At 32.4% G+C, this 22,000-nt stretch carries 22 protein-coding genes and 2 pseudogenes; 17 read left to right on the plus strand and 7 right to left on the minus strand.

Features of this window, described 5'->3' with window-relative positions; translation table 11 throughout:
* The first annotated feature begins 507 nt into the window (after positions 1-507).
* The 11 genes from DYQ05_RS05995 to DYQ05_RS06040 all read left to right on the plus strand — a co-directional run bounded on the left by DYQ05_RS05995 (position 508) and on the right by DYQ05_RS06040 (position 12,219).
* Positions 508-1,989, plus strand: a complete 1,482-nt coding sequence (locus tag DYQ05_RS05995; protein WP_020965075.1) for a DNA methyltransferase — start codon at positions 508-510, stop codon at positions 1,987-1,989.
* Complete coding sequence (locus DYQ05_RS06000) at positions 1,982-3,091, plus strand: hypothetical protein (protein WP_020965076.1); 1,110 nt, start codon at positions 1,982-1,984, stop codon at positions 3,089-3,091. Before DYQ05_RS05995 ends, DYQ05_RS06000 begins: the two co-directional genes overlap by 8 nt.
* A 902-nt stretch (positions 3,092-3,993) precedes the next feature.
* Positions 3,994-4,302 (plus strand): nucleotidyltransferase family protein, encoded by a 309-nt coding sequence (locus DYQ05_RS06005; protein ID WP_024465813.1) that lies wholly within the window; start codon positions 3,994-3,996, stop codon positions 4,300-4,302.
* A complete protein-coding gene (locus tag DYQ05_RS06010; RefSeq protein ID WP_024465812.1) occupies positions 4,286-4,636 on the plus strand; it encodes a HepT-like ribonuclease domain-containing protein in 351 nt (116 codons plus the stop codon). Before DYQ05_RS06005 ends, DYQ05_RS06010 begins: the two co-directional genes overlap by 17 nt.
* The gene (locus DYQ05_RS06015; protein WP_020965078.1) at positions 4,626-5,273 is read left to right on the plus strand and encodes a hypothetical protein; all 648 of its coding nucleotides are present in this window, start codon (positions 4,626-4,628) and stop codon (positions 5,271-5,273) included. Before DYQ05_RS06010 ends, DYQ05_RS06015 begins: the two co-directional genes overlap by 11 nt.
* A 108-nt stretch (positions 5,274-5,381) precedes the next feature.
* Positions 5,382-5,846, plus strand: coding sequence for a hypothetical protein (locus DYQ05_RS06020; protein ID WP_225969229.1), 465 nt, complete (start codon positions 5,382-5,384; stop codon positions 5,844-5,846).
* Between the two features lie 167 nt (positions 5,847-6,013).
* Positions 6,014-8,581 carry an AAA domain-containing protein gene (locus DYQ05_RS06025; RefSeq protein ID WP_024465811.1) on the plus strand — a complete coding sequence of 856 codons (2,568 nt, stop codon included), beginning with the start codon at positions 6,014-6,016 and terminating at the stop codon, positions 8,579-8,581.
* Between the two features lie 252 nt (positions 8,582-8,833).
* Entirely contained in the window at positions 8,834-8,959 is a 126-nt protein-coding gene (locus DYQ05_RS14320; protein WP_020965081.1) for a hypothetical protein, read from the plus strand.
* A gap of 634 nt (positions 8,960-9,593) precedes the next feature.
* A complete protein-coding gene (locus DYQ05_RS13705) occupies positions 9,594-10,103 on the plus strand; it encodes a hypothetical protein (RefSeq protein WP_252723533.1) in 510 nt (169 codons plus the stop codon).
* Between the two features lie 113 nt (positions 10,104-10,216).
* The gene (locus DYQ05_RS06035) at positions 10,217-10,924 is read left to right on the plus strand and encodes a DNA-binding domain-containing protein (RefSeq protein ID WP_206184042.1); all 708 of its coding nucleotides are present in this window, start codon (positions 10,217-10,219) and stop codon (positions 10,922-10,924) included.
* Between the two features lie 200 nt (positions 10,925-11,124).
* Positions 11,125-12,219: a leucine-rich repeat domain-containing protein gene (locus tag DYQ05_RS06040; protein ID WP_206184043.1), complete on the plus strand. Its 1,095-nt coding sequence runs from the start codon at positions 11,125-11,127 to the stop codon at positions 12,217-12,219.
* 264 nt (positions 12,220-12,483) lie between these two features.
* On the opposite strand, the gene DYQ05_RS06045 is transcribed toward DYQ05_RS06040, so the two are convergent.
* The 7 genes and pseudogenes from DYQ05_RS06045 to DYQ05_RS14470 form a co-directional block, all read right to left on the minus strand.
* Positions 12,484-12,783 carry a hypothetical protein gene (locus DYQ05_RS06045; protein WP_206184044.1) on the minus strand — a complete coding sequence of 100 codons (300 nt, stop codon included), beginning with the start codon at positions 12,781-12,783 and terminating at the stop codon, positions 12,484-12,486.
* Between the two features lie 21 nt (positions 12,784-12,804).
* Positions 12,805-13,371 carry a hypothetical protein gene (locus tag DYQ05_RS06050; protein ID WP_206184045.1) on the minus strand — a complete coding sequence of 189 codons (567 nt, stop codon included), beginning with the start codon at positions 13,369-13,371 and terminating at the stop codon, positions 12,805-12,807.
* Positions 13,372-13,391: 20 nt separating this feature from the next.
* Positions 13,392-13,750: pseudogene (locus DYQ05_RS14465) on the minus strand (hypothetical protein).
* Between the two features lie 77 nt (positions 13,751-13,827).
* A complete protein-coding gene (locus DYQ05_RS14325) occupies positions 13,828-13,959 on the minus strand; it encodes a hypothetical protein (RefSeq protein ID WP_290121717.1) in 132 nt (43 codons plus the stop codon).
* A 47-nt stretch (positions 13,960-14,006) separates the two neighbouring features.
* The gene (locus tag DYQ05_RS06060; RefSeq protein WP_206184046.1) at positions 14,007-14,462 is read right to left on the minus strand and encodes a hypothetical protein; all 456 of its coding nucleotides are present in this window, start codon (positions 14,460-14,462) and stop codon (positions 14,007-14,009) included.
* A gap of 38 nt (positions 14,463-14,500) precedes the next feature.
* Positions 14,501-14,818: a hypothetical protein gene (locus DYQ05_RS06065; protein ID WP_206184047.1), complete on the minus strand. Its 318-nt coding sequence runs from the start codon at positions 14,816-14,818 to the stop codon at positions 14,501-14,503.
* An 8-nt stretch (positions 14,819-14,826) separates the two neighbouring features.
* Positions 14,827-15,418: pseudogene (locus DYQ05_RS14470) on the minus strand (hypothetical protein).
* A gap of 867 nt (positions 15,419-16,285) precedes the next feature.
* Here DYQ05_RS14470 and DYQ05_RS14330 point away from each other — a divergent pair.
* From DYQ05_RS14330 to DYQ05_RS06095, 6 genes are all read left to right on the plus strand, one after another.
* Positions 16,286-16,417 (plus strand): hypothetical protein, encoded by a 132-nt coding sequence (locus DYQ05_RS14330; RefSeq protein WP_264080068.1) that lies wholly within the window; start codon positions 16,286-16,288, stop codon positions 16,415-16,417.
* Positions 16,418-16,507: 90 nt separating this feature from the next.
* Positions 16,508-17,707 (plus strand): radical SAM/SPASM domain-containing protein, encoded by a 1,200-nt coding sequence (locus DYQ05_RS06075; RefSeq protein WP_187289360.1) that lies wholly within the window; start codon positions 16,508-16,510, stop codon positions 17,705-17,707.
* Between the two features lie 95 nt (positions 17,708-17,802).
* A complete protein-coding gene (locus DYQ05_RS06080; RefSeq protein ID WP_192814962.1) occupies positions 17,803-18,792 on the plus strand; it encodes a radical SAM/SPASM domain-containing protein in 990 nt (329 codons plus the stop codon).
* A gap of 19 nt (positions 18,793-18,811) precedes the next feature.
* Positions 18,812-19,075, plus strand: coding sequence for a hypothetical protein (locus tag DYQ05_RS06085; RefSeq protein WP_020965102.1), 264 nt, complete (start codon positions 18,812-18,814; stop codon positions 19,073-19,075).
* A gap of 17 nt (positions 19,076-19,092) precedes the next feature.
* Positions 19,093-20,439, plus strand: a complete 1,347-nt coding sequence (locus DYQ05_RS06090; protein ID WP_024468835.1) for a radical SAM protein — start codon at positions 19,093-19,095, stop codon at positions 20,437-20,439.
* Positions 20,429-21,586, plus strand: a complete 1,158-nt coding sequence (locus tag DYQ05_RS06095) for an MFS transporter (RefSeq protein WP_020965104.1) — start codon at positions 20,429-20,431, stop codon at positions 21,584-21,586. The genes DYQ05_RS06090 and DYQ05_RS06095 overlap by 11 nt, the downstream gene beginning before the upstream one ends.
* Positions 21,587-22,000 lie beyond the last annotated feature (414 nt).

The following is a 22,000-nucleotide window of genomic DNA, read 5'->3' on the forward strand; positions in this document are numbered from 1 at the left end:
ATAAAATTAGAAGCATTTGACTATTTTGATTCAGCACAATTTGTACCTGAGTATTCTTATGAAGATAAAACGATCTGCTATGGAATTACCGGCGGTGTTGCAAAATATCTATCAATGATTGAGCCTGAAAAAAGTTTTGATGAAAATATTATAAGGTTATTCTTTCGGACAGCCGGATACTTATATGATGAAACTAGAAACCTTCTAACACAGGAATTTTCAGACATAACATTTCCAATCCTTCACGCAAGCACTCTCCCGCGACATCGTTTTCTGCACCGTTTGCGATTTAATAAAGATAGATCTAATCTGCTTCGGCGGATTGGCGGTGTAGGTATATTTATGGTAGAAAGTTGTATTGTACAATTTTTACGGCAGATTAGGTTGACAGAATAGCGGATTGTGGGGTATAATGAGGAAAGGTACAAAAGATGTTATGTAGATGTCCGCACAGGGACGCTTGATTGCAATATAGAATTTTTTGAAAAAACGGTATAATATAAACCTATGATACAACCAACACTTTTTGATACAGACGAAAATTACACAGTAGAAAGTATTTCTAATCCGAAAACTTATAAGGGCATTTATGCCTTTCATAAATATTGGGGGAAAAAACCTATTGAGAGTTTGGACTATTGTATAGAAAACTGCACCAACAAAAATGATATAATCTTAGACCCATTTTTAGGCTCTGGATTAATTTCTAAAGAAGCTCATAATTTAGGAAGACGTTTTTTAGGAATTGATATAAACCCTTTTTCAATCGAACATACATTATTTTTACTGTCTTTACCAAAAGCGGACGATTACAAAAAAGCAATTACTTCAATAAAAAAAAATGTTTTTTCAAAAATATCTGAAACATACATTATAGAAAATTCTGATATTGCAACTCATTTTTTATGGAATAAAGATAAATTACAAGAAGTGTGGATTAAAAATAACACTTCAAGAAAAAAAATACAATTAGAACCTTCTGAATTTGATTCAAATAAGATTAAATCCTTTGAAAATTATTCTGTCAGAAATATTCAAAAAGGTACATTTTTTGAAAACGCTAGAATAAATTCGCTGGAAAACATGACTATTTATGATTTGTTTACAAAACGAGCATTATACAATATTGATTTGATTTTAGATGAAATTAACAAATTTTCAGGAAATTTAAAAAGATCTCTGCAATTAACACTAACTGCTTCTTCTGGTCAAATGTCAAATATGGTATTTGCTATCACAGGTAGAGGTAAAACAAAAAATCAGCAATCAGAAAAAATTGAAGTTGGAAGTTGGGTTATTGGTTTGTGGAGACCTGATTTACATTTTGAAATAAATGTTTGGAATTGTTTTGAAAATAGAGCTAATAAACTGTATAAAGCTTTGTTAGAACAAGATTCTTCTCAGATTTTGTACAAAAATAATATTTTTGATTTTTATGAAAAACAAGCAGATATGGGAATTGTTCAAGGAAATTCAAAAAATGAATTGAAAAAAATTCCATCTGGATCTGTAAAACTTATTATTACAGATCCACCTCATAGTGATAGAATTCCATATTTAGAATTAAGTGAAATGTGGAATTGTTTATTAAATAAAAAATCTGAATTTTCAGAGGAAATTGTTGTATCAAATGCAAAATCCCGTAAGAAAAGTAAAGATGAATATTTAAACGATATGCGTGAAATATTAAATGAAGCCTCAAGAATCTTAACAAACGATGGTTATTTATTACTCTATTTTAATGCAAAGGACAAGAATAGTTGGAGTTTCTTTGATAGCATTGAAAAACAAAACTCTTTAGTTTATCTTGGGTCGTTCCCAATGGAATATTCTGCAAATTCTGTTGTGCAAGATAATAGAAAAGGAGCAATGAAATCTGATTATGTTTTGGTTTTTAATCACTCTCGAACAGAACAAACTCTCGGCATATTCAATAAAATAGACGGTTGGACAAACAATAAACCTTTTAAGGAAGTGAAGAATGCCTAATACTTTCAACAAATGGAAATCTATTTATGATGCAGAAGATTTGATTTCTTTTTCAGAAGATAAGGAAGCCCTGTTATGGTTAAAAGTGAAATCAATAGTTCGCAAGGAGATTATTAAAGAGTTTTGTTTTGCCAATAAAATCGTTCTAAATGAAACATCTTTGTCAAAACAATTTGAAGAACTTTTTAATCTTCTTAGTTCTAATATAAAAGATTCTCATAAAAAACTTGATAAATATATTCTTTTCAAAAATGAAAAAATATTAAATGATTTGAATCAAGAAAAACTTGTTTCTGAACTTTATAAATTACAGAATTTTGAATGGGGCGGTGACTATCAAAACTCTTTAGACAAGTATTTGGTAAGCCATTATGTAAAAACTATTCAATCATATGATGAATTAACTTCAAAATTTGATAATGAAATAAAGCACGCAGTTCAAGGATATGTTTTAAATAGTTGGTACAACCATTGGTCAAGTATTTTGATAGAGCACATTTTTAAGTCACATGAAATCGTTTTACCTACAGTCGGACAAATAAAGAGCGTAGATTTCTTTGTAAATCAGATTCCTTGTGATTTAAAAGTAACTTATTTTCCAGCCGAATTTTTGAAAGAACAGAGGAAAATAAATGGTTATCCTGTTGAATTAACCTATTTGAAATCAAAAGCTAAAGAACTTGGTATTTCTTTTGATAAGGACGCGAAACCTAGTGAAATACATTATGAAATTTCTGAAAAACTCAAAGATAGAAATTCAAAAGAAAGTTTGGAGGTTCTAAATTCTATAAAGCGAGAAAATCTTGGTATTGTAAAGGATTGTATAAAAAATCCAAAATTGCTTGCAAAATGGTTATACGAAAATCAAGGCGAAATGAGATTCGGTTCTGAAAATCGACTCTTTTTAGTTTTGATTGATACAGATGATTTTTCTGCTTCTTGGAAATTAAAGAGAAATTTGGATTTGTTAAAACCTGCAATTCATGGTTATTTGGATAATTTTGGAAATAAATCCTTAAATGATATGAAAATAGAGTTTACATATCAAGGTAAATCAAAGGTTTATAAAACCTATGCAGATGTGATATTTGTAATGAAGTAAATAACACATAACACCGTTTTCAAAGCCGACAACGCTGTCGAGTAACGTTGCGGTTTAAAACAATGTTAGACAGATGCTTAACGGCACGATAAACTGCAACTTTGAAAAATTGAGTATGTATTTTTTGTAAATTAAAGCATAAAACCCAAATTAAAAGTTTAGGTTCTTTGAGTAAAGTTGTGTTTATTATAATATCTACTTGAATAAGGAAAAGAAAACTTTAATCTTTCGATTTTAAAACTTGTTGAGGAAATCAACGAAATAAAAGTCCTTCGGACGGTCATGGTAATTATGATAATTAACTTGGTAAGAAAAATAAATCTTGTATCTTAGGATTTTTAAACTAGCTCAGGAAATCAACGAGTTAAAAGTTCTTAGGACAGTCATAGTGATTATAATAATTATTTGTTAAGTAAAATAAAATTTTAGCCTTATAGTAAAATTATTGATTTTTTTTAATTTAATGATGAAAAGCTGTATAGGTTAAAAAATAAAGTCTTATTGTTAAGAATAAGCTTATAATTTTAAGATAATATTATTTTTAAAAGATTAGTTTTGTAAATAATATAGAATTATAGTTAAATTAATAGTTTTTAATATATGCGTTAAGTAATATGAAAGTTGGATATACAAATAATAAAGCTTTATAGTAAAATTTAAAGTTTTTTTTATTTATTAAATATTGTAATAGAAAGCTAAATAGTGTAAAATTAAAATCGTAGCTGTTAATATAAGCGATTAAATAAAATAAAAGTGTCTAACACCCCCGCTTCAACGCTGACAACAAGGACTTCGCCTTGTTGCAGGTTAAGCGAATGTTAGGTGGACTCATGCTATTGCACGAATTGAATTTTTAAGGCATAAATCTAGACTTAATATTCAAAAAAAGGTATAATACCAATATGAAACCTAAAGAAAAAAAAGAAATTTTTAATTTCTTAGAATACAACAAAAATATTCTCCAGTCTTATGGCGTAAAAAAAATAGGGCTTTTTGGTTCTTATGTACATAATCAACAAAATAAAAATAGTGATATTGATATATTGGTCGAATTTTATGCCGGTAAAAAAAATTACAATAACTTTATAAATTTAGTTTATTACTTGGAAGATAATTTCAATACAACAATAGATTTATTAACCACAGAAAGTTTAAGTCCATATATTGGTAATAGAATACTTAACGAGGTTGAATATGTATCGATCGAATGAAGATTTATTCAAGCATATTTTTGATGAAATTATTTTTTTAGAATCTGAAACAAGTAATATGATAAAAGAAGTGTTTCTGAAAGATGAAAAAACGCAGCGAGCGTTTGCACGAAGTATTGAAATTATCGGAGAAGCTGTTAAAAATATTTCAAATGATATAATAGTCAAATATAAAGAAGTTCCCTGGAGAAACATTGCCGGTATGAGAGATAAACTCATTCATAGTTATTTTTCCGTTGATTATGAAATTGTGTGGGATGTTGCAAAAAATATCATTCCCGAATTTAAGTGTCAGTTGATAAAAATTATGGATGCAGAGAAAAATGAAAATTAAAGAAATAATAGCTGAAATTAATAAAATAGAAGTGGATATTGTTGATTTTATAAGTAGTTATAAAAATGAGAAACTTGTTAGTACTTACAATGATTGGAATTATAAAGATATTATTGCACATCTTTTTGAATGGATTATGTTTTCAAAAAGTAAACTAAATGCCATTATCCATAATCAGGATTTTCAAGAAATAAGTAATATTGATATATTCAACGAACAAAATTATATCAAGAACAAGAATAAGCAGATTATGGAATTACAGAACAATATAACCGGTGAACTGAATGAATATAAAAACATTGTACTGTTGTATACGGAAGCTGATTTACAAAGAAAAGATTTACCGACAGGTTTTTCATTTGAATTGTGGCGGTATATGATACTGGATACGATTATACATCCTGTAATGCATATATTATATTATTTGCTTAAAACAAAAAACTATGAATTATTTTTCAAATTATGCAAAAAATATACTGAAATATTTTATTGTTATGCAAATGGAAATCCGGAGGTATATTCTTTTAATGACTATATTGAAGATAGTAAAAAATTTATTGAGAATATAAAAGAATTAGGCGAGCAGTATCAACATGATGATGTGATACATTCAATCTTAAAAGTTAATAAATTATAAATAAAAGCATCTAACACTCTTTTTCAACTTGACATTGCGGAGGAGCCCGCAAATGCAGGTTAAGCGGTAGTTATGTGTACTGCCCGCCGGGCAGCTTTGGAGGTAGAAATGAAAAAATTGTTTTTAGCAATGATTTTTGGAATTATTTTAAGTTTTGTATATGCTGCCCCATTTGGCTTAAAAATGGGTATGACGGTTGAAGAGATTGCCGAGCAATGTGAGGAAGAACCTTCGTATGTAAAAGATGATATTTACTTGGTAAAGCCTAGAAAGAAACATCCTCTTTTTTCATATTATGCAGTTTATGTGAATGAAAAAACTGGATTGTATCAGATAAGAGCAATTTCTGATTCTGTAACTTGTAATAAATATGGTACAGAAATTCAAAATGCATTCAATAGCGTAAAAGATAGAATCGCTAAAACTTATGGAAAACCTCAAATTATAAATAAAGTAGATTCTGCTATATCCTCTTTTTTACAAAAAGATGAATATTGGTTTCAAACATTAAAAGCCGGTTCTCGTCGACTCTCTGCTGTTTGGGGAGAAAAACAGAACTTGCTGACGGTTTAGTTTCCGTAGCATTAGATTGTGTAGCTGATAATGATATCTATCATTACGAAGATGCTCATTTAGTGTTGTATTATTATTTTAAGAATGCAGCTTCTGTAGAAGATGAACAAGATGAAGTTTTTTAATTCTGACTAAAAAATATGGATACTTCTCACAGCATAATTTATATGACTGATAAAAACGGCAAGCAGGATAAGACTCGTCAAATCAAACGAATTCGTTTTAATGAAACTAAAAACATCTATCTCATTACTTTTGAAAATTCCGAAAGAATTTTTCACTACAAACCTGAAAATGTAGAGATAATCGGAAATGCCCTTGCCACGGAAAAACAAACAGGGACGGTCTTTGAATACTTGAAAAACATTGCTTCTTTAAGTGATATGCGAAATGATTTTGATGAAAAAATCCTTGTCAAAAATTATGAGAGAGTCCGCCTTGTAAATCCAGATTCGGCTTTGGCATTTTTCTTAAATCCGAATGGCAAAAAAATAAAATGGAACGGAATCGCACATCCGATTTTTCCATTCGGCTGCAACAACAGCCAGTATAAAGCCGTTACAAACGCACTTGAGAATTCATTCAGCATTATACAGTGGCCGCCGGGAACGGGAAAAACACAGACAATTTTGAATATCATTGCGAATCTTCTTGTATGGGACAAAACCGTCCTTGTGGTTTCAAACAATAACTCTGCGATTGAAAATGTTTACGAAAAACTTTCCTCTCCCAAATACAATCTTGGTTTTATTGTTGCTCCGCTCGGAAAAAGCGATAATATCTCAGAGTTTTTGGAAAAACAAGCGGAAGAATATCCATCAGAAATAAAATCATGGACAATAGAGCAAGATGAAGCACAAATGTTCGATTCGCTTACAAAATCCTTTGAGACTTTAAAAGGGCTTTTTGAGTATCAAGAAAAAGAGGCGACTTTAAAACAAGAACTCGATGAATTAGAAACAGAATACAGGCATTTCTCACTTTCAAATGTCAGTGAAAATCTTTTTGCAAGCAAACCGCTGTCCGCTCTCTCATCAGAAGAAATTATGAGCTTGTGGCAGAGCATTCAGTTTGAAATTGACAGAAAAGACTTTCTTGGATTTTTATTCAAACTGAAAATCTTTTTTAAGTTCCATATTGGAAGTTATAAGTTTTGGAAGATAGAATCAAGTAAGTTAATTACAACTCTAAAAGAATTGTATTACAAAAATCGAATTCAAGAATTGAAAAATGAAATTTTAGAGAAAGAGGAGTTGAAAAAGAAATTCAATGCAGAAAGACTTTATGCTTCATCGCTTGATTATCTTCGTTATAAAATTAACAAAAGATACGGAAAAAATGAAAAGCGAAAAGTTTTTACAGATAAAGATTTAGACAAAACTGAAAGCGGATTTTATCAAGAATATCCGATTGTTCTTAGCACTACTTTTTCTTCAAGAAACTGTTTGCCTTATTTTTCGCAAGATTTTTTATTCGATTATTTGATTATGGACGAAGCCTCGCAAGTTGATGTTTCAACCGGGGCATTGGCTCTTTCCTGTGCAAAAAATGTCGTGATTGTCGGCGACAAAAAGCAGCTTCCAAATGTAGTTACTACTATGGATAAAAAGAAAGCAGAGCAAATATTTTCTGAGTACAAGATAAATCCTGCGTATGGTTTTTCAAATCACAGTTTTCTTTCTTCGATTGAAGAACTTATTCCCGATGTTCCGCAAACTTTGCTTCGCGAACATTATCGCTGTCATCCGAAAATCATAAATTTCTGTAATCAAAAACTCTATGACAACCAGCTGTTAATTATGACAAGCGATAAAAACGAAAAAGATGTTCTCAAAGTCTATAAAACTAATGTCGGGAATCATTGCAGGGGACACAAAAATCAAAGGCAGGTTGATGTGATTTCCAAAGAAATTCTTCCAAGCCTTGCAAATGTTACCAAAGATGAAATCGGAATAATCGCACCTTACCGCGACCAAACGAATCTTATCTCGAAAACGATTCCTGACATTCAGGCAGATACAGTTCACAAATTTCAAGGGCGGGAAAAAGATATAATCATCATTTCTACAACCGACGATGAAATTACGGACTTTGCAGATGATGAAAATCTTCTGAATGTCGCAGTCTCCCGTGCAAAAACAAACCTCTGTATTGTAATTTCAGGAAACGAACAGCCTAAAGATAAGAATATCAGCGATTTGATTTCTTACATTCAGTACAATAATTGTGAAATCTCAGAGAGTAAAGTAAATTCTGTTTTTGATTATTTGTATTCTCAATACACAAAGAAAAGATTTGAGTATCTTTCTAAAATCAAAAAAATATCAAAATATGATTCTGAAAATATAATGTATAAACTGATTTGCGAAATTCTTGAAACAGAGGAATTCAAAAATATTGGCATTATTTTTGAGCAACCTCTAAAGGATATAGGAAACCTTAACAATTTGAAAAATCTAAATGAAGAGGAAAAAGCATACGCTTCAAAAACTTGGACACATATTGATTTTCTCATATACAATAAGATTACCAATGAGCCGGTTCTTGCCATAGAAGTTGACGGTCATAAGTATCATAAAAAAGGAACGCGACAGTCAGAGCGAGATATACTGAAAAACCGTATTTTTGAAGCATGCAATATTCCGCTTTTACGGCTTTCTACTACGGGAAGCGGAGAGAGGGAAAAGATATTAGAAAAACTAAAAACTATAAAATTAAACAGTGAGGAAAAATAAACACATAACAAGTAGCTCAAAGCCGACAACGCGCTCAAGCCGTGCTGCGGTTTAGCTACATAGTTATGCCGCAGAGAGCCTTACGGAATTGGTTGATGATATAATTGCAGAAATTAATTAAAATCATTTTCAAAAGCTGAGGCAATACAATGGAAGCGAATTTTATATAATGGAAGGGAGAAATAAAGTTGAGGAAGGAATTGTTGATGAAATTTGCTTCCGTAAATAACAATGAATTGATAGAAAAACACTGTGAATTATGCTATAATAATACAGACAAAAGGCAGGGGGAACATGGCAATAGACGGCGTAAAAATTATAGACAGTGATGACGGATATGAAAAGATTAAAGCGCGCCCTTATTTTTATTGTGAATAATGTCTTAAAACATTCGGCTTGACCGCATTTACTCACGTAAAAATCTAACTTTAAGCTATGTAGACCACCGCTAAGCCATTGAAATAAGTTTACTATGTAGCTCTTGCGTTTTATCAAGGAGCTGTTGTAAATCTAAACTATCCTTCCTATGTTGCAGTTCATCTTTTTCAGCATCGCTTATATCAGAGCTTTCCATAAGCCTACGATACGGACTCTTAGCCTTATAATATTTCTTTATGGTCTTTGCCTCTACCCTACGCTTTGAAATAATCTTCATTGAAGGAAAAATGAACATCAGTAAGGGTAAGAGTGCAAATATACTGTCCTTTAGTGCTTATACCGCAATTTGCGGCAGTATCAACCTCAAAAAAGCCTTATTTTACGTTCATCCCAATCGAAAAAGGTAATCGGTATTATCGCGGGATAAACGGAACGAGCCTTTTTGAACACAGGTACATTGAAAAAATCCACAGCCGGATAACTTGCTCTTGTACGTCTTGACCGTAGTACTTTTCATAGGTTCGCTTTTTACGTGTCTTTTTAATGACATGCACGCTTTTTTTGGCGACGTTGTTAAAGTGCGTTACTTTTATGTGATGAACAGCTTTTTTTCGGTTAGATTTAACGTGAGGCAATGCGGACCCTTGCAATTTTTATAGAAATATTCTATACTACAAGACAAATGTTAACCGAACACCCCGAAAGCAGTTACAAAGATTCCCCCAAAAAAAGTGCAAAAAGTTTTGCAAAAGCACCGTGCTTTGCACTTGACATAAAGTACCGCATCGGGCAAAATTCACAGCTTCACAGCTTCACAGCTTCACAGCTTCACAGCTTCACAGCTTCACAGCTTCACAGCTTCACAGCTTCACAGCTTCACAGCTTCACAGCTTCACAGCTTCACAGCTTCACAGCTTCACAGCTTCACAGCTTCACAGCTTCACAGCTTGAGGGCGCGTCATGCCCAAATAAACAACCTTACAGCAAAGCGTCGAGGTATAAAACCCTCCGCACGGATAAATTTAAATACCGATTACTTAAACCGCGCCCAAGGGCAAAAAGTCAGTCAAAGACCGATTGTTTGTTCTTGGGCTTTTTTTATATTACACCGTTTAATAAAACCGCAAGGAGCGCAGAGCGTTGAGCTTTGCTTGACTTCTCAAAGGAATAATCGGCATGTCTTACGGATTGAGACTAGTCAATTCAAAACGGATTAGGGGGCTAAGGGGACACATCCCCTTAAATAAGGAGGCTTTTATGTTAAAGTATTGTTTACGGGAAAACTTACTCACGGCAAAACCGGACGATTACATGGCTCAAGTAACCGACAGCCAAGTATTCACACTGGAGGACATCATCGACCGCATGGTAAGGCGCGGCACCACCGTTACCCGCACCGACCTTGTCGCCATAATGCAGCTGTACACCGAAGAATGCTCATTTATCGTTGAAGAAGGCGGCACCTTAAACACACCGCTTATCAACACGAGTATGAGCATAACAGGAGTCTTCGATGGGGCGGATGACAGCTTCGACAAAAAGCGGCATGCGGTTTCCTTGAACATCAGCGCGGGCACGGCTCTTAAAACCGCTCTCGGCAAGACAAAAGCGGTGAAAACCGAAACTGCCGGCACCGAGCCGTATATAACCGCCGTAACCGACAAGCTCACAGGCGACTCGGAAACCATCAAAATCGGCTCTGTAATGGAAATACTAGGCAGCCGTCTCAAATTCGATGACAAAGACACGGAACAGGGCGTATTCGCCGTATCGGGCATGAGTGCCGTCCGCTGTGCTTCCGTCGTCGAAAACAAACCCGCCCGCCTCATAGTCTTGCTGGACGCAACCGTTCCGGCAGGAGAGTTTACGCTTGAGGTAAGAACGAAGCTTACGAGCAACGGTAATAAAAAATCGAAGAGCCTTAAAAAGAGCTTTTACCACAAAACCTTGAAAGCGGCGGTATAAGAAAACGGACGGAGCTGCCGTCTGCATAGGGACGGAGTAACCGTCCACATAAGGAGGGACTGACCGTCTGCATAAGGAGGGACAGTCCGTCTACATAATGACGGAGTTGCCGTCTGCATAAGGACGGAGCTGCCGTCAAGGTAATTACTAATTACTTATTAAAAATTGCCGGCGGGCATAAACGCTAAGGAGATTACAAAATGAAACAAAGAAATGTAAGACGGGCAGTAAACTTTACTGCATTGGTATTGGCAGCGGGGCTGCTGATGGGATTATTGACGGGCTGTCCTCAAAGCCGACCGGGCAACTCTAAACCTCAAACAGGTAACTCTGAACCTCAAACAGGTAACTCTGAACCTCAAACGGGTAACTTTAAACCTCAAGTAGATACTACTATTTTTAAAACCGATGGATACGGCAGAATAACGGGTTATACTTGCACAAAGGAAGAACTTCCTGCTATTCTTGTAATCCCCGCTAAAATAGGGGATGAAGTAATTACCGAAATAGGCGGGGCGGCTTTTAAAGACTGTAAGGGCTTAACAAGGTTAGACCTATCCGGCTGTACAAGCCTTACTACAATAGGCAACTCTGCTTTTTACAAGTGTGAGGGCTTAAAAAGTATAGACCTATCCGGCTGTACAAGCCTTACTACAATAGGCAACTCTGCTTTTTACAAGTGTGAGGGCTTAAAAAGTATAGACCTATCCGGCTGTACAAGCCTTGCTACAATAGACAAGTATGCTTTTGACGGCTGTACGGGCTTAACCGGGGTAAAACTGCCTGCAAGCCTTACCGAAATAGGCTCGTCAGCTTTTTCCGACTGTACGGGCTTAACCGAACTAAAACTGCCTGCAAGCCTTACTGAAATAGGCTCGCTTGCTTTTTCCGGCTGTACGGACTTAAAAAGTCTAGACCTATCCGGCTGTACACGCCTTATTACAATAGGCGATAATGCTTTTAAAGAGTTTACAGGTTTAAGAAGTATAGACTTATCCGTCTGTACAAGTCTTACTAAAATAGACGGGTATGCTTTTTCCGACTGTACGGGCTTAACCGAGGTAAAACTGCCTGCAAGCCTTACCGAAATAGGCAAGAAGGCTTTTAGCGGCTGTAGGGGCTTAACAAGTGCGGTCTTTGCAGATACTAAGGGCTGGAAGGCGGGCGATTCTGCCACAGAAACCGATACTTCCATAAGCTCGAGCTCTTTGGCAAATCCCGAAACTGCTGCCCGGTATTTACGCGAACTTTCCAGTGACGGCGGTTATTGCGATAAATACTGGAAGAAAAATTAATTCATAATTAAAATAGGTTTGAACTTTACCTGCCGTTTCCCCGATAAGGAGAGCGGCAGGGGGTAGACCTAAAATTAAACACTAAAATTAAACGGGGCTTGTAAAGCCCAAAGGAGAAAAAAATGCTATCACCCGATAAAACAAAAAGCGATGCAAAAAACAAAGCCGACGCACTAAAATTAATCCAAATGGCAGGGCTGTAGTTCCGGACAGTGTCGGTAAAGAACCGTCGATATTTCCGAGTCGGTTGGGAAATGTATGTCTTTATCCCTTAAAAAATTCCCCGTACACCATAAGAACTATCACAAACAAAAGGAGAAGACCTAAAAAGATAATAACCTTTTCCAAGCGTAAACCTGCAACGCTGTGCTTTACTCCATTGCGGTTTAAAAATCGTGCAAGAAAGTAATTTATACTTGAAAGAATTATGTGGCTTATCAATACCACAATTATCTGCACCCTGCCGCTTTGCGAGCCGATAAACGGCAATTTCGATATCAAAGACATTCCGCCTATATAAATTACCGTAACATAAAAAAGTCCCAAACCCCGACCGTATATCATTTTTCTACCTCCTGTAATAATTTAGTTCCCATATTTCTCGAACCGTTCTTTCCTGATAAGAATATTTTTCATGCCCATTTTAAAGCCGAGAATCAGCACGATAATTCCCGATATAAAAAATAAAACCGCCTGCCATGATATTGTTTTTGCCCGTACCTCACTTCCGATAAAAAATTCACCGCGTGCGGAGCCCGATGTATCGCAGTACACGCTGACCGTTCCGCCCGGTGCGGAAAAAGAAGCTGTCGGTATAAATTGCTCCATAATTTTTCCGTCAAGGGGAATTGCCCTTTTACCGCTCAGCTTTGTAAACTCGATTCTTTGTCCCGCCTCGTCTTTTATTTCATACATATAATCGTTACGCTTTACAGAATAGATATCGGTGTAGATAAAAATCGTTTTATCTTTTTTTGTTTCGATGTGCGCCGTTTCTTTTGAAAGTGCGTGCACAAAACTGCCGGTGCTTGTCGTATTTTTATACTTGTGTTGAATACCGAAGCCGATTATAAAAAATACAGCCGAACCTGCCGTCATAATTAAAAGACCGATTGCTTTCGGTAATCTTGAAGGACGTTTTGTCATGTCCATTGTTGCCTCCTATAAATTATTTAATACGGCTTAAAAATATTGCCGTCCAATTTCCAATATCCGATTCCGGTATCGCCGCCGCATTTTTTGCAGCAAGACTTTTCAGATGCCGAAAAACCGATTCCGCTTTGTTCGATAAGTTTTATAATCCGCTCTCTTTCTTCAAGCAAATTCGGAATATCGGGCAATAAGCAGGCTGAAATCAATTCTGATGATGTTGAACGCTGCCCGTGCTTAGATATTCTTTAATATCGGTTTCAATCCATTTTTGCCAAGCGCAGGACGTTTCGGTAAATAATTGTTTTAAGGCTTGCAATGCACAAATATAATATCTGTCATTTTCTATCTTGCAATCTTTCTTATCCTGTAATTTTGACATTGTTTTTTTACTGACACTCCTTTTAAGCTTTCCACTTATTTATTATTTCGGTAAAATCGGCAATCATTAAATTGAAGTCATAACCGGGTATTTCCTTTATATTTTAAAAATTCTATAAAAAGTTTTTCGCGCAGTTTTTCAACATCGTTTTGAGAATGTAAAAAATTTTCTAATTGTAATAAATCGTTAATTGCATAAATTTCCTTCATGTCCGGTTTTCTTCTCTTTTCTTCTTATCTATTATTCAAATTATAATTTATCCGTTTATACTGTTATTTTTGATATTATATTCTTTATCCACTGTCATACAGGCTAAATGTCCCAAAAGATAGTCAGGTTTTGCATCAATATCGAAAGAGCAAGTTATACCGGTCGAGTCAAGTTCAAAATTAAGATATAAAATAAACAATGATGCTCTAAAATCGTCAACGGTGATATGGCTATCCGCTTCAAATTCTTTATTGTCTATCATTTCGTTTATAGTATCTACAAAATAGCTATTCTCTTTTAAAAATTCATCTAATATTTTTTCTTTATTTATGTTAAGCCATTTCAGTCTTGATAAAATCGGAGAGAGGATATCAGGCGGGTCATTTTTGACTTCAATTACCGTTTGCACTTCATTTCCCCAAATTGTATAACCGCCTTCATAACAGCCGTCATGCTCATTGAAAATAAATATTTTATTGTTAATTACTATCTTGTTCTTCATCTTGTTTATCCTTATTCTTAGTTTTTTGAATTACATATCTATCCTGTGTTCTTATACTCAAACGCCCCAAAAGATAGTCGGTCAAATTTACATGCAAGGGTTTGATAATTTTTTTTATCGGTATATTCCGCTTTCCAATAATGTACATCATTAATTTCGGTATATGTTATTCCCTTTATATCCTTTTGTATAGGAGTTAAAAAAGATTTTTCAAGAAACACGAACAAATGTCGAGGTTCTGCTTTTGAAAACCAGCCTATCGCCGTTTCCGCAACGGTGTTGCCTGCATGTATTTCCGCTTGTAATATTTTTTTTAATTTGTCATTTAATAAAACTATCTGTTCTTTATTTACCATGAACTCTCCTATAAAAGTAAAGAAGAAAGTATTCTTGCAATTCCTGCAAATTTTGTATCTTTTAATTTAACAAATTCTTCACGGTATGTTTTTAATACCTCAAAAGAATAATAATAAAAACTGTAAAAAAGATTAGCAGGGAAAACATTTTCTTCTTCATACCGAAGTAAATCATCGTCTTCATTATAAATTTCAGACCATAAATATTCTTCTTTTAACATATCCTCAAAAAAAAGGAAGAGGCTCCGCATGGTTTAACACTTCGCCTTCACAAAAACTTTCAGCTATTACGGAAAAAATTTCGAGAAGTCTTTCAACTATATAATCTGCATTTATATTTGCCTCTGTTTGATTTAATGCTTTGATAAAAATTCTTGTAAGAAACACAAGAGTAAATGGAGCAGCATACCATAGAGTACTTTGATGTTCAACATTTATTGAAATTTCATCCAATGCATTTTCTATTTTATCCGTGTCCTGCATATTTTCCAGCACTTCAAAATATTGCGGAAACGGAGTTGCTCTTGCATAAGTTGTAGGAAGGCGATGCCACGGTACATCTTCTATTTTTAAGTTACGGATATAAGAATTGTTTTTCATACAATAGTATTCCCCTTTTCATTCATACGTCTTTTCCTTTTCTAAAACGAATCTATTTTTTCCGGCGGAAACGGCCATATTGGAAACCCCGCAGTTTCTATATCCAAGTTTTTATCCATTACAAATAAAAATGAATTATCCGCCGGTATATATGTTTGCATTATTTCCTCATCAGACATATTCAGTAAATATTTTATAAAAACTCTTATCGTATTTTTATCGGTTACTACCAAAATATTTTTGCCCTTACCGCTGCGGCCTGTAAAAATAACTGTGTTATAACCAAAACGATAGGTAATATTATTTTTTCATTTTAAATCAGCACACCTTTAACTTATACAGGATTTTATAGTATTTTTCTATCCGGTAAAAAACGTAAAAAACTGTCCCGCATAGAGATAGAAAAAAGAGCTCAAAAATGATATATGCACAGCCCTGTAAGCCGGTAAAGTAATAAAAAATATAAGGGCATCTCCAAAAACCAAACAGGTTTTTAGAGATGCCTTTTAGTAAACGGAGTTTTTTTCACGTTTAATAATTGTGCCGTTGAAACGGTTGTTATCGGCTATGGCTTTTTCTGCTATGCTTTCGATTTTAAATTGCCAATACAATTTCATCATAGTTGATTTTTAGTTTTTTAGATAAGTATGTAAGCCTTGCTTCTTTTTTTCTTAGGCACGCCTTTTCTCCATTTTCTTACCGTATATATGAATTTTGATTATTCCATTTTGCCTAACCTCTACGGTTTTGACCATGGGGGATACCAGCACTCTTTTTTGTACAATGAGTACGGACAAATCATTTGACAAATTATATTTAAATTTGTATAATTAGATTCAGTTATATATTTTTTAAGGAGTGTAGACTATGAAAAAAGAAGTTAAGAAAGATTTAAAACTTACAATTAAAGAAATCAAAGCGGATAGTAAGCCTGTTGGAAGTAATCCTTCGACGGCAAGCGGAGGGGCACGATCTTGTAGTCCAGCCCATGCTGGTTAAATTTATAATATGTCAAATATTTATTTGGATACAATTAAATACTATATAACTCCACAATAGGATACTTTATCTACAATGAGGTGGCTTAAGGTGATTGAATATATGTGTAGTGACGATAGCCGTATAAGCAGTTATTTATATGATGTGTTGATAAAGGAATGTAATGACCCCATTGGCGATAGATATTTGATGAATTTTTGTGTAAATAAAATGCTTAACCTGCAGCAACAGAAATTTGTGACTTTTGATTTTCCTATTAGAATTTTATGGAAAATTACTGGTAGGTGCAATTGTAATTGTCGGCACTGCTGGGCAGATCTAGGAAAAACAGCAGGGAAGACCGATTTATTAAGAGTCGCAAATGAAATTGCTCAAAATAATGTGTTCCATGTATCTATATCGGGAGGAGAGCCTTTTTTATGTAATTCACTGTTTGATATTCTTAAAATATTAAAGCGTAGGAATATTTTGATAGAAATTATGACTAATGGTGTATTACTGTCAAAGGAAGTAATAAGTAAGTTAAAAGAAATATTAAACCTTACTACAGATGTTATCCAAATAAGTTTGGATGGATCGACTGCTGCTGTCCATGATATGCAGAGGGGTACAAAAGTTTTTGATAAAACGCTTTATAATATAAAGTGTTTGACTGATTCTGGTTTTAAAGTTCGAATAGCTTATACAGCTACATTTATAAATGTAGGTGATATTTTGAATACATATCATTTGGTTAATTCATTGAATGCAGTTACTTTTTCAATTTCACCAGTTTTTCCATTTCGAAAAGGTAAAGGTATGTTAAATACAGTTGATAACAGTAAATATTTACATCAAATTTATTTATGCAAATTACTTGAACCTAAAATGGAGACTAAGTTAAGAATTCAAGTGAATCAGTTTTTTCAAAATGTTATTTATCAAAATTTAAAAGGTAATGATTTAAATATTCCAAGCGAGAAAGATCTACTTTATCTTCCTTTAGAAACAAATTCGACAGTCCAAATAGATGCTATGGGGAATCTCTTGCCTGGACCTGAATGGGATATAACGCATAGTTCTGGCAATGTATATGAGTTTGGAATAAAAAAATTATGGCTCAATGGTATTAAATGGAATGAATTTAGGAAAGGTAGGGATTTGCGTAAAGCAAAATGTTCACGATGTAAGATATTTTTTTTATGTAAGGGTGGAAATATGAAATTGGCATATGAGAAATATGGAACTATAAATATGCAAGATGGTAGCTGTCAAATATGTATTCAAAAAGCTGCGATAGTAAATTCTTAAAAAGATATATTGACTATAATATTCAAAATAATGGTAGATGTAATTCTGTCTTTGATTTTATAAAACAGAATTACTTTAATGTGTCGCATGATTATATGGAAAATATGAAATTTCCATTACAAGTAGGTCTCAATGTAACAAATAAGTGCAACTTGAAATGTGTACATTGCTCAAAAAAAAATAAAAATGAAGATATGTTAAATTGGAAAGAAATAATAGATATTTGTAAAAATAAAGAGGTTTTAAATATTTATTTAACAGGAGGAGAACCTTTCTTACACAATGATATACTTGAGATTATTAAATACATTAAAGAGAAAAAAATTACTTTATCAATATTGACCAATGGGATATTACTTACTGAACATATTTGTCGAAATCTCGCTGCTTTATTGAACAATAATACAGATTATATGCAAATAAGTATAGATTCTGTTTATGATAAATATGAACTCTATAGGAATAAAGCAAGCTTTAATATTTTAGATATGAATATAGACATATTGAAAAAATATAATATTCCTATTAGGGTAAATTGTGTAATAAGCAAAAAAAATTCTGATAGTTTCGAAGATGTTTATAACTATATAAAATCTAAAGGTATAAAATACTTGCGATTTACCCCATTTGTAGAAAATAAGAATTCTTTTGAAAGACCTGCATGTGACAATGATATTTTAAAACCTTTTATTAAAATATATGAATCTGCTATTAATGATAATATATGCATTTATGGAGATCCAATAAAAAATGTATATGGATTATTAAAAAAGTATGAATATCTTACACTAACAAAACAGATAAAACTTGACAAATTTATTTGCCCAGAGGGTAAAATTTCATGTGAAATCGATGTGAACGGTGACATATATGGATGTACATACTTCGTTGGAAGTGATAAAAAAATATGTAATATTTTTGATAAAAATATTATTGAAATGTTTTATTGGTATCAAAAAAATAAAAGCGATAATATTTTAGCAGAGTGTAAAATATGCAAATATAAAAAGTTATGTATGTGTGGCTGTCCCGCAATTCAAGCCTATAAATTACAAAATACCAGATTGCTAAAAAAATATTGTTGATATTAATGGATAAATATTTATGAATTTAAAAGAATATGTATTATTTAGATTTGAAGAAAAATTAAATGAGACTTGCCTCATCTTTGATTTGAAAAATTATAAATGTTATACAGTCGGAAAAGATGAATACATTATATTGAAAGGTATTCAAGATAATCAACCTATGAAATATCTTGCGTCAATGTTAAAGCACTCATATGAGAATTATACACAATCTGAAATAGAACACAAAATTAAAACATTTATTGATGAGTTGGTAAATTTAGATTTAATTGAAGTTTAAAGGATAATATAATAAATATGGTAGTAAAATGGGGAATTACTGATTGCTGTAATCTAAACTGTAAACATTGTTATTATACAACTTTAAAAAAGCAAACATACGGATTAGATATTAGAGACATGAAATGTTTGGTTGATAAGTTGTTTTCTGCTGGTGTGGATTGCATTCAACTGTTAGGAGGAGAGCCATTTAATTATGATGCTATTACCGAACTAATAGATTATATAAAATATAAAGGTATTAACTTATGGGTAAATACTAATTTCCAAAATTTATCTGAAAAAACATTGTATCAAATAAAAAATTGTGCATTTGATAGATTTATTATTAGTCTTGATGGTGCAGATGAAGAATCGAATGATACAAATCGAGGTGATGGAACTTTTCTAAAAATAATAGATAATTTGAATAAATTAAAAAATATATGCACCGTGAATAATAATATTTATATAAATTCAATATTGAATAAACTTGGCGTAACGCGGATGCATTTTTTTTATAGTTTTATAAAAAAATATGATTATATAAAAAATATATCGATCTCACTGCCGGATATAACGGGGAATGCACTTAGTCAGTCTACAGATTTCTTTTCAAATGTAAATGATTATTTAGATAATGTATTTGCTTTTTTGGAAAAAATAATAATCGACAATATATATCAAAAATTTACATTTGGTGTTTCTCCTTTTATAGAAAGTTATATATATGATAAACATAAAATAGAAAATGTTTTTAATAAAAATTATTGTATGGGTGGATGTTCTGTGTACTATTTAGATCCAGATGCTTTTCTATACCCATGTAATCTAGAATATGGCATAAATTATTTTAAAAAAATAAATAACTGTGATAATAATTTGTTAAAACATAGTTTTGATGAAATAATAAAATGTATTCCATTCAACAATTTTTATGCAGATGTAAGGCTGATAGAAAAAAATTGTATTGATAAAAAAACTATATGCAATAAATGTTCATTTCGTATGAATAACATTTGCCAAATAAAATGCCCTCTGGATAAAAAAGAACCTATTTATAGGAAAATGTGTGAATATTTTCTCTCGAAAAATAAAATATTGGACTCAAAATTTGAAATTATTACGAAAAAACTAACAAAAAAAATAGTAAAGAATGGAAAAATCAATATTTTTAAGCTAGTTCCAGGTAGTCGATGGGTAACATATGAAAATTCTATTGAATTTTATTCTAGAAAATTTAATAAAAACTATCTAATATCATATGATAATGTTGATCAGATTATTAAAATATTAGAAAATGAAAATGAATTAAATTCTGGAAATGTTGAAACTAAACTTTTACAAATGTTAAAATCTATAGGTATTATTGAATATGCATCATAAAAAAATAGTTTCGCTAAAGTATATTATTTATTTTTTCTTCTTCTTAGCAAACGGTGCATTGGAAAATTTTTATCCGATGTATTTAACGGTTCTAAAATTTAACGGAAAACAAATAGGGTTTATTTTTTCAATTATCTCGGCGGCAGGTATATTTTTACCGGGACTTACCGGTATTATTTCGCAAAAGAAAAATCCGTATTGGATTGCTGTGTGCGGTATTTTGTGCGGAGCGTTTTTTTCAATTTTATTCGGCTTTAGAGAAAATTTTATATCGGTTATGTTGCTGGGAATATCAATTTTTTTTATACGCAGTGTGTTTAATTTTTCGGCAGGCAATAGCATAATCGTTTCAATCGACGCTGATAAAAGAAGTTCTTATATTGCAGTTCGGGATTTGTTTTTATTTGCGGGAATGTCTTTAGGGATATTTTTATTTCCGAAGCTCTTAAAAATATGCATGGCAAAACATTCTATTTTTTATTGGAATGCATTATATCTATTCCCGATTTTGCTGCTGGTTATATTGTTGTATAAAAATAATACACATATTGAAGATGAGAAAGAAGAAAAAACTCATCGGCATAAATTATTCGATGTATTAAAAGATAAACCCTTTATGTACTTTTTGATTGTCAATATTTTATTAAGCATATCGGCTGCCTGCAGCGGATTTATTCCGATACTTGCAATTACCATAGGCTTTGATATTGATAAATTTATGACCTATAATTCTCTCTTTATTATTTTAAATTCCGTTGCAGCATTTTTTCTTTCAAAAACTTTAGCGGATAAAAAAAGAAAAACAATATATCTTATTGATATTTTTATAGACTGTGTGCCGTATCTGTTGTTTGCATTAACAGAAAATAAAAATATTTTTTTAACGGTGTTTTTGATTCTTAAATTAAAAGATATTTTTATGCCTATTTCATTTTCATATATCCTTGATATTTTTGATGACAAATCCATTTCGGCTGTATTAGGATTAACCGAAAGTGTAAACAATGCGGTGAGTATTATTTCTCCGATAATTATAGGAATACTGTGGGATTACATTTCAACAAAAATATTTTTAATTGCAACTTTTTTCTCATGTATATCCGGAATAATCGCATGGAAAAAACTGCCCGCGGTAAGAACGAAGTAGTGTTTCCATGCGAATTAGAAATAATTTTATTTATCAATTTTAATTAACCTTTAAAAAATTGCTTTTGAAATTTCGGCAGTAATGCTGTTACTTAAAAAATCAAAGACGAAAAATTTACAATTACAAATTATTATAAAAAAACGAAAGATATAAAATAGTATATAGAAAAACGGATCTTTTTGTAGGGGTATTTATGAAAACAATCTAACACCCGCTTCAACCTGACATTTGCTTTGCCTCGCTATACGCGTGAGGCAAAGACACAAATGCAGGTTAAGCGAATGATATATGCACAGCCCTGTAAGCCGGTAAAGTAATAAAAAATATAATAAACTGTTTTACCAACGGCAAAATAAAAATGAATTTAAGCGTTCAAATCCGCTTTATATATTGCCGATAATATGTTATAATAGT

This window comes from Treponema pedis, assembly GCF_017161325.1.
Lineage (GTDB): Bacteria > Spirochaetota > Spirochaetia > Treponematales > Treponemataceae > Treponema_B > Treponema_B pedis.